The sequence below is a fragment of the Amycolatopsis sp. NBC_00438 genome, from assembly GCF_036026695.1.
Taxonomy (GTDB): domain Bacteria; phylum Actinomycetota; class Actinomycetes; order Mycobacteriales; family Pseudonocardiaceae; genus Amycolatopsis.
In genome coordinates this window covers 1-19793 of the sequence record NZ_CP107923.1, presented here as the reverse complement: position 1 = coordinate 19793, position 19793 = coordinate 1, and the positions used below count along the sequence as shown (strand labels likewise).

General features: G+C 67.7%; 13 protein-coding genes and 3 rRNA genes. 8 read left to right on the top strand and 8 right to left on the bottom strand.

All coding sequences use genetic code 11. The features are described 5' to 3' along the window. Positions 1-42 precede the first annotated feature (42 nt). A complete protein-coding gene (locus tag OG494_RS00080; protein ID WP_328450635.1) occupies positions 43-2361 on the bottom strand; it encodes a TOMM precursor leader peptide-binding protein in 2319 nt (772 codons plus the stop codon). A 252-nt stretch (positions 2362-2613) separates the two neighbouring features. Between OG494_RS00080 and OG494_RS00075 the strand changes: the two genes are divergently transcribed. The 3 genes from OG494_RS00075 to OG494_RS00065 all read left to right on the top strand — a co-directional run bounded on the left by OG494_RS00075 (position 2614) and on the right by OG494_RS00065 (position 5394). After that, positions 2614-3303 carry a winged helix-turn-helix transcriptional regulator gene (locus tag OG494_RS00075; RefSeq protein WP_328450633.1) on the top strand — a complete coding sequence of 230 codons (690 nt, stop codon included), beginning with the start codon at positions 2614-2616 and terminating at the stop codon, positions 3301-3303. A gap of 190 nt (positions 3304-3493) precedes the next feature. Continuing rightward, a complete protein-coding gene (locus tag OG494_RS00070) occupies positions 3494-4069 on the top strand; it encodes a hypothetical protein (protein WP_328450631.1) in 576 nt (191 codons plus the stop codon). Then, the gene (locus OG494_RS00065) at positions 4066-5394 is read left to right on the top strand and encodes a copper resistance CopC/CopD family protein (protein WP_328450629.1); all 1329 of its coding nucleotides are present in this window, start codon (positions 4066-4068) and stop codon (positions 5392-5394) included. The genes OG494_RS00070 and OG494_RS00065 overlap by 4 nt, the downstream gene beginning before the upstream one ends. A 10-nt stretch (positions 5395-5404) precedes the next feature. Here OG494_RS00065 and OG494_RS00060 read toward each other — a convergent pair whose 3' ends face one another. Further along, positions 5405-6082, bottom strand: a complete 678-nt coding sequence (locus OG494_RS00060) for a maleylpyruvate isomerase family mycothiol-dependent enzyme (protein WP_328450627.1) — start codon at positions 6080-6082, stop codon at positions 5405-5407. A 116-nt stretch (positions 6083-6198) separates the two neighbouring features. On the opposite strand from OG494_RS00060, the gene OG494_RS00055 reads away from it, so the two are divergent. From OG494_RS00055 to OG494_RS00040, 4 genes are all read left to right on the top strand, one after another. Continuing rightward, entirely contained in the window at positions 6199-6981 is a 783-nt protein-coding gene (locus OG494_RS00055) for an MgtC/SapB family protein (RefSeq protein ID WP_442874366.1), read from the top strand. 120 nt (positions 6982-7101) lie between these two features. After that, positions 7102-8037 (top strand): M protein, encoded by a 936-nt coding sequence (locus tag OG494_RS00050; protein ID WP_328450623.1) that lies wholly within the window; start codon positions 7102-7104, stop codon positions 8035-8037. A gap of 66 nt (positions 8038-8103) precedes the next feature. Further along, positions 8104-9378, top strand: a complete 1275-nt coding sequence (locus OG494_RS00045; RefSeq protein ID WP_328450621.1) for an ABC transporter substrate-binding protein — start codon at positions 8104-8106, stop codon at positions 9376-9378. Between the two features lie 5 nt (positions 9379-9383). After that, positions 9384-10058 carry a CPBP family intramembrane glutamic endopeptidase gene (locus OG494_RS00040; protein WP_328450619.1) on the top strand — a complete coding sequence of 225 codons (675 nt, stop codon included), beginning with the start codon at positions 9384-9386 and terminating at the stop codon, positions 10056-10058. A 74-nt stretch (positions 10059-10132) separates the two neighbouring features. Here OG494_RS00040 and OG494_RS00035 read toward each other — a convergent pair whose 3' ends face one another. The 3 genes from OG494_RS00035 to OG494_RS00025 all read right to left on the bottom strand — a co-directional run bounded on the left by OG494_RS00035 (position 10133) and on the right by OG494_RS00025 (position 12841). Beyond that, the gene (locus OG494_RS00035; protein ID WP_072477203.1) at positions 10133-10414 is read right to left on the bottom strand and encodes a metal-sensitive transcriptional regulator; all 282 of its coding nucleotides are present in this window, start codon (positions 10412-10414) and stop codon (positions 10133-10135) included. A 76-nt stretch (positions 10415-10490) separates the two neighbouring features. Continuing rightward, a complete protein-coding gene (locus OG494_RS00030; protein ID WP_328458838.1) occupies positions 10491-12638 on the bottom strand; it encodes a heavy metal translocating P-type ATPase in 2148 nt (715 codons plus the stop codon). Then, entirely contained in the window at positions 12635-12841 is a 207-nt protein-coding gene (locus OG494_RS00025) for a heavy-metal-associated domain-containing protein (protein WP_328450612.1), read from the bottom strand. The genes OG494_RS00030 and OG494_RS00025 overlap by 4 nt, the downstream gene beginning before the upstream one ends. Positions 12842-12944: 103 nt before the next feature. Here OG494_RS00025 and cobF point away from each other — a divergent pair, with 103 nt between their 5' ends. After that, positions 12945-13706, top strand: a complete 762-nt coding sequence (cobF, locus tag OG494_RS00020; protein WP_328450609.1) for a precorrin-6A synthase (deacetylating) — start codon at positions 12945-12947, stop codon at positions 13704-13706. A gap of 658 nt (positions 13707-14364) precedes the next feature. Here cobF and rrf read toward each other — a convergent pair. The 3 genes from rrf to OG494_RS00005 all read right to left on the bottom strand — a co-directional run bounded on the left by rrf (position 14365) and on the right by OG494_RS00005 (position 19532). Then, positions 14365-14481, bottom strand: a 5S ribosomal RNA gene (gene rrf / locus OG494_RS00015). 83 nt (positions 14482-14564) lie between these two features. Then, positions 14565-17685, bottom strand: a 23S ribosomal RNA gene (locus OG494_RS00010). Between the two features lie 331 nt (positions 17686-18016). Continuing rightward, positions 18017-19532 (bottom strand): 16S ribosomal RNA (locus tag OG494_RS00005). Together the 16S, 23S and 5S rRNA genes form the textbook arrangement of a ribosomal RNA operon. Positions 19533-19793 lie beyond the last annotated feature (261 nt).

The window sequence follows — 19793 nt, the reverse complement described above, 5'->3', positions numbered from 1 at the left end:
TATACCCACGACGGAAAACGTCGTTCTCCGCACGCGAGTGTGCTAGAGGAACATGGGGAACGGATTGAGTCCCTCGTAAGGCGTCGGCTCGGCCAGCCGGCCGAGCCGCACCGGGACGTCGAACAGCCGGCCGGGGGCGAACCGGGCCCAGAACGGGCGCAGCCCGGGTGCGAGCACCTTGACCACCGGAAGGCCGACGTCGGGCCGGGTCTGGTTCAGCACGAGCAGATCGCTGCCCGCCGCCGCCAGCGTCCGCGCCAGGGCCGCGACGTCGTCACGCACGTCCGCACGATGGAGGAAGGGGTAGTCGGCCAGTGTCCGCGTACGCGTCCCGGCGGCGGGCCGCAGGTACGGCTGGTTGGCCACCGTCGCGTACTCCAGCCAGCGCGCCGCGTCCGGGTCGTCCACGTCGTGCTGTTGCGCGAGGACGTCCGGGATCATCTGGTTCAGCTCGGTCACCGCGCGCCGCACCGCGATCCGCGGGTCGAGGTGGGCGCCGAAGCCGAACATGATGTGCTCGTGCGGGCCGTAGGTGCGCCGCGAGACCGCGACGAAGACCGGGATCCCGAGGTCGGACGTCACGTCGAGCACCCACAGTTCGCGGCCCAGCCCGGCGTAGTGGCCGGTCATCTCCTCCAGCCAGCCGTCGCCGAAGGAGGCGAGGTCCACCCCGGCCACCGGCGTGCGGTTGTACCACCACAGCGCGACGGCGTCCCGCTCGACGAGCTCGAGCGTGCCCTGCAGGACGGCGTCTTCGAGGCTGCTGCCGGCGGCGGCGCCGTTGGAGTCCGCGTGCAGGCCCCGGACACCGCAGGCCGAGGGCACCCCGTAGTACAGGTAGCCGGTGGGCAGCAGCCGCCGCTGCCCGGACAGCGACCAGACGGGCGTCCAGTCGATCTCGGCGGCCGGGTCGAACCGCTCGGGGATGTGCTGGAACAGCCCGTGCGCCGCGTTCCACCCGGCCCGCTCGCGGTACTGCCGCTCGGCGAAGAGCATGCAGTCGTTGGGGTGCACCGCTTTCGCCCCGAGGTCGTCGAACGAGGCCCGGATCCGCAGCTCGTCGCCCTGGTAGTTGCCGGAGAAGCGCTCCGCGGCTTCGCAGAGCGCGCCGACCTCCGCGTCGATCGGGGTGACGCCCTTGCCGCCGTTCTCGCTGCGCAGGCCGGCCTGCATCCCGGCCATGCCGGTGACGCCGCGCGCGACGTTCATCCCGGACCGGTAGGCGTTGACGAACGCCGGCGCCGCCGGGTCGCGCCGGATCTCTTTGAGGATCCCGGTGACCGGGCTGACCAGGTGGCCGTACTTCTCGAGCGTCTGCGCCGGCGTCGCGGTGCGGTGCCCGCCGCCGGTCGAGGTGGTCTTGCGGGCGGGCTGCAGCTCGACCGGGCGCGACGCCTGCGCGGCCATCAGCGTCGTGTCCCCGCAGCCGGGGCACTGCGGCCGGCGGCGCAGCTCGTGCAACGTGCCCTGCAGGTCCAGGGTGTCGAGCACCCAGACGCTGTTCTGGCCGTCGTGGCGATAGCCGGCCAGCCACTTGCTGGCCTCGAGCGCGATCAGGTGCGCCGCGGCGGCGGTCAGCGACGGCAGCGCGGCGGCGGGCCGGCGCGCGGGGCCTTCGTGGCCGAGCAGCTCCTGGGCGCACGCCTCGGCGTGCCGGTGCCCCCACAGCCGGTTGGTCAGGCAGTGCCAGCACGCCGACTCGCCGGGGCACAGCACCGGCCCGATCCACACCTGCGCGCCGAACGGCCGCGCCAGCAGCCACGGCCGGCCGGTGCGCCGGTGCTCGGCGTCGAGCTCGCCCAGCCGCGGGTCGAGGTAGTCGGTGCACAGCACGATGCTCAGGTCCGCCGCGTCGGCCGCCGTCCCGGCCGGGGCGACCTCCAGCGCGGCGTCGGCCAGGGCCCGCTCGACCGCCCTCGTCTCGACGTCCTCGCCGATCGCGACCAGCCGGACACCGGGGCGGGTGACCCGGGAGGTGATCGAGGCCGCGTCGATGCCGCACGCGTCCCAGTAGGCCAGCTCCCGCTCGTCGACCGCGGGGGCGGGCGCCGGGCGGACCGACACCAGGCCGGCGTCCATCAGCTGGGCCAGGATCGCGGCGACCTCTTCGGGCGCCATGCCCGCCGGCCGGGCCCGCAGCACCTCGGCGAGCTCCCGGGTGCCGTCGAGCAGCGGCGCGAGCGACTCGATGCGCGCGCCGCGCATCGCTATGACACCCTGTTCGGAGAAGAGGTAAGCGCCCTTGCCGGCGTGGACCTCGGCGCGCAAGTGGCGTTTGAAGGCGAGCACGGGGGTGCCGGCGGCCGGCGGGGCCGCGGCGCGCGACCGGTGCGGGGCGGGTTGCACGGCTGATCCGCTCATCTGCACTCCTGATTCCCGTGCGCGCGATCCGAGAACCTCGATTCTTCTCCGGCGCGTGGACCTGCGGCCAGTGCGCGACACACCGAACCGGACGTGCAAAACGCACGACTTTTCGGGTGAAACGCACGTGTGACGGGTGTGTGCCGCACTGGTCGCCACCGCCCGGGGTTCGTCAACCTGGATCGCGAGGGCACTGCGCCCGCGGGCTTCCGCCCCGGCCCGTTCGACGAGACGCACAAGTGAGGATCGAGTATGACCACCACTCGCACCTATGGACAGTTCTGCGGCCTGGCGCGCGCTCTCGAGATCGTCGGGGAGCGGTGGTCCATGCTCGTCATCCGCGATCTCGTGCTCGGCCCGAAGCGCTACACCGACCTGCAGCGCGGTCTGCCGCGGATCCCGGTCAGCATCCTGTCGGCCCGGCTCAACGAGCTCGAGCAGGCCGGCGTCATCCGCCGCCGGGTGCTGCCGCAGCTGGACGCGAGCCTCGTCTACGAGCTCACCGAGTACGGCAGCGAGCTCGACCACATCCTGCTGGACCTGGGACTGTGGGGCGCGCGGTCGCTGGGGCACCCGAAGGACGACGAAGTCTTCACCAACGACGCCGCGATCCTCTCGCTCTACACGACGTTCCAGCAGGAGGCCGCGGCCGGCGTGAGCGTCACCTACGTGCTGCGCCACCACGACTCGCTGATCATCCACGCGATGATCGACGACGGGACGCTGAAGGTCGGTTCCGGCGACCACCCGGCCGCCGACCTGGTCATCGAGCCGCAGGGCCCGGAGCTGATCGACCTGGTGAACGGCCAGCTCACCGCGGCCGAGGCGATGGCCTCGGGCAAGGTGCGGATCGAGGGCGACTACGCCCACCTCGAGCTGTTCACGAAGCTGTTCCGCATCCCGCCGAAGCCGGAGCTGCCGGACGGCCTCGCCTTCCACTGAGAACTCCTCCACCGGCGCGGCATCGGGGCCGGCACCTGCTCCCACGCAGGTGCCGGCCCCGATCGCTAGCCCCGGACGGCGCAACCCCGCGCCGCAGAATCGGCAATCCGGAGTAACGGATCCGGCGCTTCGGGCGGCTAAGTTCAGCGGACCCGCCGTTTTCCGCAATCCGCACATAAGGGGCACATTCATGTCGACGTCCGAACTGACTCGGCCGTCCGGCTTTCTGGGGAACCTGAACAGCAGGTACCACCACCGGGCGCTCGCGGTGTTCATGATCATCGTTCTCGCGCACTGGGCCGAGCACATCGTGCAGGCCATCCAGATCTACGGGTTCGGCTGGCCGACGTCGCGGGCCCGGGGCGTGCTCGGCATGCCGTTCCCCTGGCTGATCTCCCAGGAGTGGCTGCACTACGGCTACGCGCTCGTGATGCTGGTGTTCCTGTGGGTGCTGCGGCACGGGTTCGCGGGCCGTTCGCGGCAGTGGTGGAACCTGGCGCTGGGCATCCAGTTCTGGCACCACATCGAGCACCTGCTGCTGTTCATCCAGGCCCAGTCGGGCTGGCGGCTGGCCGGGCAGAAGGTACCCACCAGCATCATCCAGCTGCTGATCCCGCGGGTGGAGCTGCACCTGTTCTACAACACGATCGTCACCATCCCGATGATCGTCGCGGTGATCCTGCACCGGCGCGCCTCGGCCGCCGAGCACGAGCTGACCGGCTGCGTCTGCGGGCAGCCGAAGCAGCCCGCCCTCGCCGCGTCGTGAAGCGCGCGCTGGCCCTGCTGGCCTTCCTCGTCGGCTGGCTGGTGCTGAGCGCCACTCCGGCTTCGGCCCACGTCGAGATCGTCTCGTCGACCCCCGGGGACGGCGCCCGCCTGAGCGCGGCGCCGTCCCTGGTGTCGGTGACGCTCTCGGAGAACGTCGGGATCCAGCCCGGGTCGATCAAGGTCGTCGACCTGGCGGGCACCCAGGTCGACACCGGGCCGGTGTTCCAGCCCGGCGACGTCGCGGAGCAGGTCGCGGTGCACCTGCGGCCGAACCTGCCGGACGCGAGCTACCTGGTCGAATACGCCTTCGTCTCGGCCGACTCGCACCCGGTGCGCGGCACGTTCGCGTTCGTCGTCGGCGCCGGGCCGCTGGTGACGTCGGCGGGCGCGGTGTCCGCGGCGACCGGCACCGACACGACGGTCAACACGGTGTCGACGGTGGTGCGCTGGTTCGCCTACCTCGGTGTGGTGCTGCTCGGCGGGCTGGCGTTCGTGGTGGTGTGCCGGCCGGGCGCCCGCACCGACGGCCGGGCCCGGCGGCTGCTGCGCTGGGGCGCCGGTCTCGTCGTGGTGACGACCGTCGCGCAGTTCGTGCTGCAGGGCCCGTACGCGGCGGGCCGTGACCTCGAAGCCGTGTTCGACACCGGGCTGCTGGCGGACACGATGCGCGTCGCGTACGGCAAGCTCCTGCTGCTCCGGCTGGTGGCGGTCGCCGCGCTGGCGGTGCTGGTGCCCCGGCTCCTGCGGACCGGCCTGCCCGACCGGCTGCGCTCCCGCTACGAGAACCTGGCCATGGTCACCGGGTTCCTCGTGCTGCTGACGTTCTCGGCCACCGGGCACCCGGTCACCGACCCGATCATGTTCGTCTCGGTGACGGCGGACCTGGTGCACTTCGGCGCGATCGCCATCTGGGCGGGCGGCCTGGTCCAGCTGGCCCTGGCCCTGTTCCGCCCGGGTGCGGACGAGGACCTGGCCCCCGTCGCGACGCGGTTCTCCCGGCTCGCGGCCGGCGCCGTGACGGCGATCGCGCTCAGCGGCGCGGTGCTGGCGCTGCGCATCATGCCCTCGCTGTCGTCCCTCTGGACGACCGGCTTCGGCGTGCTCGTGCTGGCGAAGATCGCCGGCTTCGCGCTGCTGCTGGTGGTGGCGAGCCGCTCCCGCCGGGTGGTGCGCCGGGGCATGACCGCGCCGGCGGAGGGCGCGACGAAGACGGTGACGACGAACCTGCGCCGCCTGCGTCAGGCCGTGGTGGTGGAGGTCGTGCTGAGCGTCGTCGTCCTGGCCTTGGCGGCGCTGCTGACGGTCACGCCGCCCGGCGGCTGACCCCGGACGCTCAAACGCCGGGTGACAGCGGCGGGGAGAACGGTCCCCAGCTGAAGGCCGGCAGCCACGGGCCCGGCGTCTCGCTCCAGTCCAGCGCCGCCAGCTGGCCGAGCGAGCGCCGCCCGGCGAGCGCGCGGTAGAGGTCGTGGGCCGGCGCGGTCACCGACGCCGCCGGCCGTCCCTCGCCCGCCGTCCACTCGGCGCCGTCGCCGGTGCGGATCAGCAGGGCCGGCAGCCCACGCCCGGCGATCGAGCCGGAGAGGCCCCGGACCAGGACGTCGAAGCTCGGTGCCCAGGCGACGTGCTCGGCGGGCGGCGGCACGCCGAGCGCGGCGCGCAGGTCCAGCTCGTGGGTGTAGGCGTCCATCACCATGACCTCGCCACTGCGCCCGCCCGCGGCGGCGAGCAGCGGGTCGAGCTCCGCGCCGACGGCGTCCCAGCGGTCGAGCAGCGCGGGCAGGGCCGGCGAAGCGACCGGCGACGGCGGCGGGGTGCCGCCGTGCCGGCCGAGGACACGTTCGGCGATCACGGTCAGGTGACCGAGCAGGTCCGTGACGGTCCACTCGGGACACGCGGGGACCGGGCGGTGGTGCAGGCCGGGCCGCCCGTCGAGCAGCGCGCGCACACCGCGCCGCACCTGCGGGTAGCCGACGAAGTCCGGGGCCGTGGCCGGCCGACTCGTTGTCACGCGCTCCACCTCGCCCTGGCACGATCGGTGATCTCGGCTCAGTATGCCCTGGTGACGGCCCTCGGCGGTTCTTCCCGCTTGCCGGGTGGCCGGCACCCGCGAGACCTCGGGAGGTCGTGATCTTGCCCACTCTGTGGTCCACGTCGGCGCAGTGGGAACTGCTGCCGCCGGTCGTGCTCGCCCTGCTGCTCAGCGTCGCCATCGGCCTCGAGCGCGAGGCCGGGATGAAGGCCGCCGGCCTGCGGACGCACAGCCTGGTCGGCGTCGGCTCGGCGGTGTTCATGCTGGTGTCGAAGTACGGCTTCGCCGACCTGCTCGCCACCGACCACATCGCGCTCGACCCGTCGCGGATCGCCGCGCAGATCGTCTCCGGCATCGGCTTCCTCGGCGCCGGGCTGATCTTCGTCCGCCGCGACGCCGTCCGCGGGCTGACCACGGCCGCGACGATCTGGCTCACCGCCGCGGTCGGCACGGCGTGCGGCGCCGGCCTGCCGGTGCTCGCGGTCGGCACGACGATCGGGCACTTCGTGGTGACGCGCGGTTTGCCGCCGCTGCAGCGGTTCGTCGCACGCCACCGCAAGGAACCGCCGGTGGTGCGCTTGAGCTACGTCGACGGCCAGGGCGTGCTGCGCGCGGCGCTGGCGGTGTGCACCGGACGCGGCTGGTCGGTGCACCACGTCGAGGTCGACCACGAACCCTATTGGGGGCCCCGGGTGGCGGAGCCCCCGGCTCGGGGCGAAGCCCTGGATGGCAGAGTTTCCGAGGAGGGGCAACGGATCGCGATCGTCACCCTGCGCCTCGACGGCCGGGGTGATCTTTACGACCTGGCCGCCGAACTCGCCGAATTGCCCGGCGTCCGCAGCACGTCCACCGGCGCCGGGGAACCGCTCGACGAATGATCGCCCGCCCGGGCAGCGCGCGGGGGCCGGTTTGCGGCACACTGGGGTGCACACGGAAATCCCCGGCACCGCAAGGAAAACGTGCGGCCGAGGAGAAACCATCCAATTCGGAGGTGAGGCATGGCCCCCGGCGGTGGCGAGGACGTGGCGCGCACGCAGCCCGGATTCGACCAGGCGTGGCGCGGTTTTCACCGCGCGCAGGTCGTCGAATACGTCGAGTGGGCCGAGGCCGAAATCCGCAGACTCACCGACGAACGCGATGCCGCGGCCCGGCGCGCGGCCGCGTTCGCCGACGAGAACCGTGAGCTCCGGGTGAAGATCGACCGGATCAGCCGGACCCCGATCGAGCCGGACGCGCTGCAGGAGCGTTCGCGCCGGATGATCGAGCTCACCCGCGAGGAAGCGACCGAAATCACCGGTCGGGCAAGGGAAACCGCCGAACGGATCCGCCGGGAGGCGGAGCTCGAGGCCGTGCGGCTCACCGAGAAGGAACACGAAGTCCTCGCCCTGGCCGAAGCCGACCGCGAGCGGCAGCGCACCGAGCACGAAGAACTCCTGCGGGCGGCCGAGCAGCGCCGCCGTGAGCTCGACGAGGCCGCGGCGCGCCGCCGGGCCCGGCAGGAAGAGGATCACACGCGGGCGTTGACGCTCCGCCGCGCCGAGGCGATGAGCGAACTGGCCGAGCAGGACGCGGCCGCCCGGGCGAAGGCGGACAGGCTCGTGGCCGAAGCCACCCAGCGCACGGAAACCCTGGTCACGACCGGCGAAAGCGAGCTGGCCACGGCCCGGGCCACGGCCGAGCAGACGATCACCGACGCCACCCGGCACGGCGAAACGCTGGTCACGGCCGCGGAACGCGAGGTCGCGGCGCTCACCGAGGTCCGCGACAAGCTCCACGCGAGCCTCGTCGGCTGCCGGTCCCTGCTGGCCGAGGCGGCCGTTGCCCTCGACGAAAAGCCGGCGGCGTCCGACCCCGAAGCCACGCTGCCGATGTCGAAGCGGGTGCCCGTGCAGAGACGCTCGCCCGCGGACGATCTTTCCGACGCGGTCGGCTGACCCCTTGTCCCCCGGCCGGGCAGCACCCATGATCGGGTGATCGCCGGCCGAGGTGAGGGGACGCCCATGCGCTCGACGATCACGCGGTCCGTACTGGTCGCCGCCCTGGTGGGCGGCACGCTCACGGCGTGCGGCAGCGGCTCGGGCCTGACGATCAACCTGTACGTCTCGCCGGAGAACAACCTCCAGCACGTCGTCGACACCTGCAACGCGGCCGCCGCCGGCCGGTACCGGATCGAGTACCACAAGCTGCCGCGCGGCGCGGACGGCCAGCGCGAGCAGATGGTGCGCCGGCTCGCCGCGGAGGACCCGTCGCTGGACGTGCTCGGCCTGGACGTCACCTGGGTGCCGGAGTTCGCCGAGGCGGGCTGGGTGGTGCCGTGGACCGGCGCGGCCGAGGCCGAGGCGACGCGGGACGTGCTGCCCGGGCCGCTCTCGACCGCGCGCTGGAACGGGAAGCTGTACGCGGCGACGAAGCACACGAACGTCCAGCTGCTCTGGTACGACGACCGGCTGACGCCGTCACCGCCGAAGACGTTCGACGAGATGATGGCGCAGGCCCAGGCCCTGAAGGCGGCCGGGAAGCCGGCGAACGTCCTGTTCACCGGCGCCCAGTACGAGGGGCTGGTGGTGTTCTACAACACCCTGGTCGCCTCGGCGGGCGGGCACATCCTGTCCGACAACGGCAAGTCCGTGCTGCTGGACGCCGGCGCCGTCCGCGCGCTGGAGCTGCTGAAGACGCTCACCACGGCCGGGATCACCGACCCGTCACTGGGCAACTCGAAGGAGGACGAGGTCCGGCAGGCGTTCCAGCGCGGGCAGGGCGCGCTGGAGCTGAACTGGCCGTACGTCTACGCCGCCTACGCGAAGGAGAAGCCGCAGGACCTGGGGCACGTCCGCTGGACCCGCTACCCGTCGGTGGTCCCGGGGCGCCCGAGCCGCGTCACGATCGGCGGCTTCAACCTGGCGATCAGCACGTACTCGCCACACCGGGCGGAGGCGTTCGACGCGGCGTTGTGCCTGCGCAGCCCGGCGAGCCAGAAGTACCAGGCGATCGAGGACGGCCTGGCCCCGACGACGCGCGCGGTCTACGACGACCCGGCGCCGCTCGACCCGGCCGACCCCGGCTCGACGATGGCGGCCCGGTTCCCGATGAAGCCGGACATCCTGGCGGCGCTGTCCGACGCCGCCGTCCGGCCGCTGACCCCGGCGTACCAGAACCTGTCGACGGTGATCTCGAAGGTGCTGTCCCCGCCGTCGGCGATCGACCCGCAGGCCACCGCGGCCGAGCTGCGCGAACGGCTGACCGACGCGCTCGACTCGCGGGACATCATCCCTTGACGCGGATGTTCGCCCTGGTCGCGGCGGTCGTGACGCTGGCCGCGTCGACGACGCTGGCCAACCGCGTGCTGCCCGGCTGGGCGTACCCCGTGTGCGGGCTGGTGGCCGCGGCGGCGCTGATCGGCCTGGCTCGTGCGGCCGGCTTGTCGTGGTCCGACCTGGGCTTGCGCTCGTTCCGGCGGTCCGCCTTGGTCGGACTGGCCGGAGCCGGGCTGGTCGCGGTGGTGTTCGGCATCGCGCTGGCCGTGCCGGCGCTGCGGACGGTCTACCAGGACGGCCGGGTCGGCACCCCCGACTTCGGCCAGCTGATCTGGCTGACCTGCGGCCGGATCCTGTTCGGCACGGTGCTGATCGAGGAGATCGCCTTCCGCGGTGTGCTCCCGGCTCTGCTGGGCGCACGGGACGACCGCTGGCGCTGGCCCCCGATCCTGGGCGCGGCGGCGCTGTTCGGCCTCTGGCACTACCTGCCGGCCCTGGCGATCGGCCGCAACGCGGCGGTCCACGCGGTGTTCGGGACAACGCCGGTGGTGGTGCTGCAGATCCTGGCGATGGCCGCGGCCGGCGTCGCGGGGATCTTCCTGCACTGGTGGCGCCACCAGGGCCGGGGCGTCCTGGCGTCGGTGATCGTCCACTTCACGACCAACGCGGGCGGCCTGCCCCTCGCCGTACTGGTCCGGTGATCTGCCACGGCCGGTCGTGAGTGTTCAGGAGGGTTCTCACCGCCCTGAACACTCACGACCCCACCTGGCACGGGTCAGGAGCGCACGAGCCGCGCGATCGCGTCCGACGCTTCCCGCACCTTCAGGTCGGCTTCTTCCCCGCCGGCCGCGGCCGCCTGGACCACGCACGTCGCCAGGTGCTCGTCGAGCAGTTCCAGCGAGAACGACTGGAGCGCCTTGGTCGCCGCGGAGACCTGGGTCAGGATGTCGATGCAGTACTTGTCCTGCTCGACCATGCGCTGCAGCCCGCGGATCTGTCCTTCGATCCGGCGCAGGCGCTTGAGGTACGCCTCTCGCTCGCTGCCGTAACCCGTCATGGCCCACCCGTCCCCGTAGTTGGCTTCCCTGCCTGCAAGTATACCCACCCCACGTATCGGGCCAGGTCACTCAGCTTCAGCGGAAGCGGCGCAGGCGGAGGCTGTTGCTCACCACGAAGGCCGACGAGCACGCCATCGCCGCGCCCGCGATCATCGGGTTGAGCAGGCCGAGCGCGGCCAGCGGCAGCGCCGCGACGTTGTAGGCGAACGCCCAGAACAGGTTGCCCTTGATGGTGGCCAGCGTCCGGCGGGCCAGCCGGATCGCGTCGCCGGCGGCACGCAGGTCACCGCGGACCAGCGTCAGGTCGCCGGCTTCGATCGCCGCGTCGGTGCCGGTGCCCATGGCCAGGCCCAGGTCGGCCTGCGCGAGCGCGGCGGCGTCGTTGACGCCGTCACCGACCATCGCGACCACGCGCCCCTCGGCCTGCAGCCGCTTCACGACGTCGACCTTGTCCTCGGGCAGCACCTCGGCGACGACCTCGTCGATCCCCGCCTCGGCCGCGATCGCCCGGGCCGCGCCCGCGTTGTCCCCGGTCAGCAGCACCGGCGTCAGGCCGAGGTCCCGCAGCTCAGCGACGGCCTGAGCCGACGTCGGCTTGATGGTGTCGGCGACGACCAGGCGGCCGCGGACTTCGCCGTCCCAAGCCACGTGCACCGTGGTCGCACCCGCCGTCTCGGCGGCTTCCGCACCCACGAAGGCCGCCCGGCCGACGGCGACCCGCCGCCCCTCGACCACGCCCGTCACGCCGAGCCCGGGGGTGCTCCGGAAATCCGTCACGGCGGGGAGCGGGCCGGTCCTGGCCCGGGCCGCGTCCACGATCGCGCGGGCGACCGGGTGCTCGGAGGCCGCCTCGACGGCGCCGGCCAGCCGGAGGACCTCGCCGTCCCCCTCGACCAGCGTCATCCGGCCGGTGGTGACGGTGCCGGTCTTGTCGAGCACGACGGTGTCGACGCGGCGGGTGGACTCGAGCACCTCGGGGCCCTTGATGACGATGCCCAGCTGCGCGCCGCGGCCGGTGCCGACGAGCAGCGCCGTCGGTGTCGCGAGGCCGAGCGCGCACGGGCAGGCGATGATCAGCACGGCGACGGCCGCGGTGAACGCCTGGTCTTCGCTGCCGCCCGTGGCGAGCCAGACGACCAGTGTCGCGAGCGCCGCGAAGACGACCGCGGGCACGAACACCGCCGACACCCGGTCGGCGAGACGCTGGGCCTCGGCCTTCCCGTTCTGCGCGGCCTCGACCAGCCGGGCCAGCTGCGCCAGCCGGGTATCCGCGCCGACGCGTGTCGCGCGGACGAGCAGCCGCCCGCCGACGTTCACGGTCGCGCCGGTGACCGCGTCGCCCGGGCCGGCCTCGACCGGCATCGACTCGCCGGTGAGCATGCTGGTGTCGACCGCGGAACGGCCTTCGGTCACGACGCCGTCGGTGGCGATCTTCTCGCCGGGCCGAGCGACAAAAACGTCTCCGACCTGCAGGCTTTTGATCGGCACCTGCTGCTCGTCACCATCGCGGAGCACGGTGACGTCCTTCGCGCCGAGGTCCAGCAGCGCGCGCAGGGCGGCGCCGGCGCGGCGCTTGGACCGGGCTTCGAAGTAGCGGCCGGCGAGGATGAACGTGGTGACCGCGGCGGCCACCTCGAAGTACAGGTTGTCGCCGGCCATGCCGGTGCTGAGCAGCTCGAAGCCGTGGCGCATGCCGATCTCGCCGGCCATGCCGAAGAGCAGGGCGTACAGCGACCAGGCCGTCGACGCGACGACGCCGAGCGAGATCAGCGTGTCCATGGTGGCGGTGACGTGCCGCAGGTTGACCGCGGCGGCGCGGTGGAACGGCCACGCGCCCCACGTCACGACCGGGGCGGCGAGCGCGAGCGAGACCCACTGCCAGTAGTCGAACTGCCAGCTGGGCACCATCGCGAGCACCAGCAGGGGAATGGTGAGCACGGCGGAGAGCAGCAAACGCTTGCGCAGCGTGCCGTCTTCGGCCGGCGCGTCGGGCTCCGGGAGCCGCGCCGAGTACCCGGCGGCTTCGACGACGCCGACCAGGTCACCGACGGAGAGGCTGCCCGGGAAGCTGACCTGGGCTTTCTCGGTCGCGTAGTTGACCGTCGCGGTCACGCCGTCGACCTTGTTGAGCTTGCGCTCGACGCGGGCCGCGCAGGACGCGCAGGTCATCCCGCCGATGGCGAGCTCGACGCGTGCGGACTGCGCGGTGGTCACGGTGCTCAGGCCACCAGGCGGTAGCCGGCCTCGGTGACAGCCGCGGCGACGGCGTCGGTGGTCAGCGGGGTGTCGCTGGTCACGGTGACGCGCCCGCTCTCGACGTCGACGTCCACGCCGTGGACCCCGGCGAGCTCGGAGACCTCTTCGCGGACGGAGCTGGCGCAATGCCCGCAGGTCATGCCCTCGACGGTGTAGGTCGCTTCGGTCATCGACCGCTCCTTTCGTACCCCCTTCCTTTATACCCATCGGGGGTAGGGGTTCTCCATCAGCCCCCGTGGTGGCGTTGATCGCACCGCGGGGCAGACTCGCGGAATGCGGAAGATCTACGCGATCGGGATCGGCGCCGGCGACCCCGAGCACCTGACGGTGCAGGCGGTGGACCGCCTCAACCGCGTCGACGTGTTCTTCGTGCTCGACAAGGGCGAGGAGAAGGCCGACCTGGTCCGGCTGCGCGAGGAGATCCTCGACCGGTACGTGACGCGCCCGTACCGCGTGGTGCTGGTCGCGGACCCACCCCGAGACCGCCGGCCGGCGGACTACCGAGCAGCGGTAGCCGACTGGCACGCGGCTCGCGCCGAGGCCTACGAGAGCGTGATCCTCTCCTCGCTGACCACGTCCCAGACGGGCGCGTTCCTGGTGTGGGGCGACCCGTCGCTGTACGACAGCACGATCGCGCTGATCGAGGCGGTGCTGGCGCGGGGAAAGGTCGAGTTCGAGTACGAGGTGATCCCGGGCATCAGCAGCATCTCGGCCTTGGTGGCCCGCCACCGCACGACGATGAACCAGATCGGCCGAGCCGTCCAGCTCACAACAGGCCGCCTGCTGGCCACCGGCTGGCCCGACGGCGTCGACGACGTCTTCGTCCTCCTGGACGCCCACACCACGTTCGACCGCTACACGTCTCTCGACCTGACGATCTACTGGGGCGCGTACGTAGGCACCCCGGACGAAATCCTGCTCTCCGGTCCCCTGACCCCCGCCCTGGCAACCCAAATCCGCGAAACCCGCACCGCGGCCCGGGAACGCCACGGCTGGATCATGGACACCTACCTCCTCCGCCGCCCCACCCCGTAACTCACCCGCGCCCCTCCAGGCCCGCGCCCCCGGGTAGGCGAGTCGACCCTCCAATCACGAGTGATGCCCTCCCAATCACACGCGATGCCCCGCGGGTCACGCGAGTTCCGCCTGCAATCACGCCAATCCCGAATTTGATCACGTGAATCCCGCTTGCTCCACTGAGAATCATTTGTGTTCACAGAGGTATCACGCGTAATCCGCGGGGTATCGCCCGTGATCAGGCGGGCATCACCCGGGGTCGCGAGGCCGGATGAGGACGCCGGCTCGCGTGGTCGAGTCGCCGGCTCAGGCGATTGAGGCGCCCGCACACGTCATCCGGGGGCAAACATCCGCAATTGAGGGCCGGTTCGCCAGACTGAGGGCTCTGGCTCGCGTGGATCCGCAGGCCACTACCCAAGATTCGGGCGCAGACTCGCGTGATTCTGGGGTCGACTCGCGTGATCCGCGGGTCGACACGTGATCAGAACGCCGGCACCAGCGACTGGAGAGTCGGCTCGCGTGTTTAGAGGGTCGACACGACCCCGACCGCGGCAACCCGACAAACCGCCAGCACCGGCCACCCGGGGTGCCGGAAAAGGGGGTGTGGGTATAGAAAAAGGGCCTGGCCGGGAGAACCAAAGGTTCTCAACCAGACCAGGCCCTTCCCCAACAAAATGTTCGGCGGTGTCCTACTCTCCCACAACCCTTCGGTTGCAGTACCATCGGCGCTGTCAAGCTTAGCTTCCGGGTTCGGAATGGGACCGGGCGTTTCCCTGACGCTAAAACCACCGAAACACTACGAAACAACCACACCCCCCAAAAAACAGGGAGCCGTGTGGTGTCTCAGAAACCGTAGAGTGGATGCGTAACACCTTCGTAGACAAGTCCTCGGCCTATTAGTACCAGTCAACTCGACAACACATTACTGTGCTTCCATATCTGGCCTATCAACCCAATGGTCTATTGGGGGCCTTAACCCACAAAGGGTGGGATACCTCATCTTGGAACAGGCTTCCCGCTTAGATGCCTTCAGCGGTTATCCCTTCCGAACGTGGCCAACCAGCCATGCCCCTGGCGGGACAACTGGCACACCAGAGGTTCGTCCGTCCCGGTCCTCTCGTACTAGGGACAGCCTTCCTCAAGTATCCTACGCGCGCGGCGGATAGGGACCGAACTGTCTCACGACGTTCTAAACCCAGCTCGCGTGCCGCTTTAATGGGCGAACAGCCCAACCCTTGGGACCTACTCCGGCCCCAGGATGCGACGAGCCGACATCGAGGTGCCAAACCATGCCGTCGATATGGACTCTTGGGCAAGATCAGCCTGTTATCCCCGGGGTACCTTTTATCCGTTGAGCGACACCCCTTCCACCAGGTGGTGCCGGATCACTAGTCCCGACTTTCGTCCCTGCTCGACATGTCTGTCTCACAGTCAAGCTCCCTTGTGCACTTGCACTCAACACCTGATTGCCAACCAGGCTGAGGGAACCTTTGGGCGCCTCCGTTACTCTTTAGGAGGCAACCGCCCCAGTTAAACTACCCATCAGGCACTGTCCCTGAACCAGATCATGGCCCGAGGTTCAGATTCCCAATTCGACCAGAGTGGTATTTCAACAACGACTCCACAGTAACTAGCGTCACCGCTTCACAGTCTCCCACCTATCCTACACAAGCCGAACCGAAAACCAATACCAAACTATAGTAAAGGTCCCGGGGTCTTTCCGTCCTGCCGCGCGTAACGAGCATCTTTACTCGTAGTGCAATTTCGCCGGGCCTGTGGTTGAGACAGCCGGAAAGTCGTTACGCCATTCGTGCAGGTCGGAACTTACCCGACAAGGAATTTCGCTACCTTAGGATGGTTATAGTTACCACCGCCGTTTACTGGCGCTTAAATTCTCAGCTTCACCCCCGAAGGGATTAACCGGTCCTCTTAACGTTCCAGCACCGGGCAGGCGTCAGTCCATATACATCGTCTTGCGACTTCGCATGGACCTGTGTTTTTAGTAAACAGTCGCTTTCCGCTGGTCTCTGCGGCCACCCACCCCTAGCCTGTAAAAGGCTTCAGGATGTTTGGCCCCCCTTCTCCCGAAGTTACGGGGGCATTTTGCCGAGTTCCTTAACCACAGTTCACCCGATCGCCTTAGTATTCTCTACCTGACCACCTGTGTTGGTTTGGGGTACGGGCCGTGCATGCACTCACTAGAGGCTTTTCTCGGCAGCATAGGATCACTCTACTTCGCCTCAAACGGCTACGCATCACGTCTCAGCCTTAGTGCCGTGCGGATTTGCCTACACGACGGCCTACACGCTTACACCAGGACAACCATCGCCTGGCGGAGCTACCTTCCTGCGTCACCCCATCGCTTGACTACTACGAAATCAGGTCCCACGCTCCACAACACCAACTCCATCCGAAGACTTCGCCGGCGCGCTTTGGGTGGTTAGTATCAAACGCCTCGTCATGGGCGCACATGCTCGGGTACGGGAATATCAACCCGTTGTCCATCGACTACGCCTGTCGGCCTCGCCTTAGGTCCCGACTTACCCTGGGCGGATTAGCCTGGCCCAGGAACCCTTGGTCATCCGGCGGCAGAGTTTCTCACTCTGCATTCGCTACTCATGCCTGCATTCTCACTCCCACACCCTCCACCGCTAGCTTCCGCCACGGCTTCCCTGGGTGCAGGACGCTCCCCTACCCATCAACACGACTACACAAGGACTTCAAGAGCCCAAGTGGATCTATTGTGTCAATGACACAGCTTCGGCGGTGTGCTTAAGCCCCGCTACATTGTCGGCGCAGGACCACTTGACCAGTGAGCTATTACGCACTCTTTCAAGGGTGGCTGCTTCTAAGCCAACCTCCTGGTTGTCTGGGCAATCCCACATCCTTTCCCACTGAGCACACACTTAGGGGCCTTAGCTGGTGTTCTGGGCTGTTTCCCTCTCGACGACGAAGCTTATCCCCCGCCGTCTCACTGCCGCACTCTCACACCACGGTATTCGGAGTTTGGTTGATTTCGGTAACCCGGTAAGGCCCCTAGACCATCCAGTAGCTCTACCCCCGTGGTGAAACATGCGACGCTGCACCTAAATGCATTTCGGGGAGAACCAGCTATCACGGAGTTTGATTGGCCTTTCACCCCTACCCACAGCTCATCCCCTCAGTTTTCAACCTAAGTGGGTTCGGGCCTCCACGACGTCTTACCGTCGCTTCACCCTGGCCATGGGTAGATCACTCCGCTTCGGGTCTAGACCACGCGACTCAAGCGCCCTATTCAGACTCGCTTTCGCTACGGCTACCCCACACGGGTTAACCTCGCCACGCAGCACTAACTCGCAGGCTCATTCTTCAAAAGGCACGCCATCACCATTACAGCTCTGACGGCTTGTAGGCACACGGTTTCAGGTACTCTTTCACTCCCCTCCCGGGGTACTTTTCATCTTTCCCTCACGGTACTAGTCCGCTATCGGTCTTCAGGAAGTATTTAGGCTTACCGGGTGGTCCCGGCAGATTCACAGCAAATTCCACGAGCTCGCTGCTACTCGGGAGCACCATCACACAACACAAACACAGTTTTCGCGTACGGGGCTCTCACCCACTCCGGCCGCCCATCCCAAGGCGTTCCACTAACCATGCCGCATCATGCCCAGAGTGTCAGCTCTGAGAAGACAGGTCCCACAACACCGACTACACAACCCCTGACAGGTATCACATGCAATCGGTTTAGCCTCTTCCGCTTTCGCTCGCCACTACTCACGGAATCACGGTTGTTTTCTCTTCCTACGGGTACTGAGATGTTTCACTTCCCCGCGTTCCCTCCACACACCCTATATATTCAGGTGCGGGTAACACCACATCACTGGTGCTGGGTTTCCCCATTCGGAAATCCTCGGATCACAGCTCGGTTGACAGCTCCCCGAGGCTTATCGCAGCCTCCTACGTCCTTCATCGGCTCCTGAAGCCAAGACATCCACCATGTGCCCTTAACAACTTGACCACAAAGATGCTCGCATCCACTCTACAGTTCTCAAACACCACACCAGAAACAAACCACATTCCCAGGCTGTGTAAGCCCTAAGGCGTGTTGCCTCAGGACCCAACAGTGTGCATAGCAAACAATCACCCTCCGAGGCGCCGGCTCCTTTTTCCACGATCATCCGAAGATGCTCAGTACTAGAGGAGGCATTGCCAACCAAGAGTGACCATAACCAGTAGTTCCACAATTCCTTGAGCAAGCCCGGCAACACTGCATTCGAGTGTTAAACCGTGCCCACCCCACCACGGTGGTTCCGGGTATCCCGGCCGAGTGGATGTGTTGTGCTCCTTAGAAAGGAGGTGATCCAGCCGCACCTTCCGGTACGGCTACCTTGTTACGACTTCGTCCCAATCGCCAGTCCCACCTTCGACCACTCCCTCCCCGAAGGGTTGGGCCATGGGCTTCGGGTGTTACCGACTTTCATGACGTGACGGGCGGTGTGTACAAGGCCCGGGAACGTATTCACCGCAGCGTTGCTGATCTGCGATTACTAGCGACTCCGACTTCACGCAGTCGAGTTGCAGACTGCGATCCGAACTGAGACCGGCTTTAAGGGATTCGCTCCACCTCGCGGTATCGCAGCCCTCTGTACCAGCCATTGTAGCATGTGTGAAGCCCTGGACATAAGGGGCATGATGACTTGACGTCATCCCCACCTTCCTCCGAGTTGACCCCGGCAGTCTCCCACGAGTCCCCGCCATAACGCGCTGGCAACGTAGGATAAGGGTTGCGCTCGTTGCGGGACTTAACCCAACATCTCACGACACGAGCTGACGACAGCCATGCACCACCTGTACACCAACCACAAGGGAAGCCCCATCTCTGGGGATGTCTGGCGCATGTCAAGCCCAGGTAAGGTTCTTCGCGTTGCATCGAATTAATCCACATGCTCCGCCGCTTGTGCGGGCCCCCGTCAATTCCTTTGAGTTTTAGCCTTGCGGCCGTACTCCCCAGGCGGGGTGCTTAATGCGTTAGCTACGGCACGGACAACGTGGAATGTCGCCCACACCTAGCACCCACCGTTTACAGCGTGGACTACCAGGGTATCTAATCCTGTTCGCTCCCCACGCTTTCGCTCCTCAGCGTCAGTATCGGCCCAGAGACCCGCCTTCGCCACCGGTGTTCCTCCTGATATCTGCGCATTTCACCGCTACACCAGGAATTCCAGTCTCCCCTACCGAACTCAAGTCTGCCCGTATCGACTGCACGCTGAAGGTTAAGCCTCCAGATTTCACAGCCGACGCGACAAACCGCCTACGAGCTCTTTACGCCCAATAAATCCGGACAACGCTTGCACCCTACGTATTACCGCGGCTGCTGGCACGTAGTTAGCCGGTGCTTCTTATCCAGGTACCGTCACTTGCGCTTCGTCCCTGGCGAAAGAGGTTTACAACCCGAAGGCCGTCATCCCTCACGCGGCGTCGCTGCATCAGGCTTTCGCCCATTGTGCAATATTCCCCACTGCTGCCTCCCGTAGGAGTCTGGGCCGTGTCTCAGTCCCAGTGTGGCCGGTCACCCTCTCAGGCCGGCTACCCGTCGTCGCCTTGGTAGGCCATTACCCCACCAACAAGCTGATAGGCCGCGGGTTCATCCTGCACCGCCTGAACTTTCAACAACTTTCCATGCGAAAAGTTGTGATATCCGGTATTAGACCTCGTTTCCAAGGCTTATCCCAGAGTGCAGGGCAGATTACCCACGTGTTACTCACCCGTTCGCCACTAATCCACCCGAAGGCTTCATCGTTCGACTTGCATGTGTTAAGCACGCCGCCAGCGTTCGTCCTGAGCCAGGATCAAACTCTCCATCAATGAATAGTTTAATCGAGGCAAATTAATGCTCTCAAAGGAACCTCATACGAGGTTTCAAAACATAAGCTCTACTGGCTTAGTTCACTAGCACACTGTTGAGTTCTCAAGCAACACACTCTGGAATCACCCACGTTACCCGCGGGCTCAACCTCGGCGATTGTTTCAAGCTATTTTGGTGGGACACCCACTCAATCGCTTCTGCGAGAGCTTGGTTCGTGTCCCCGCCGCCCGGTTTCCCTGGCGACTTGGAGAACTTACATG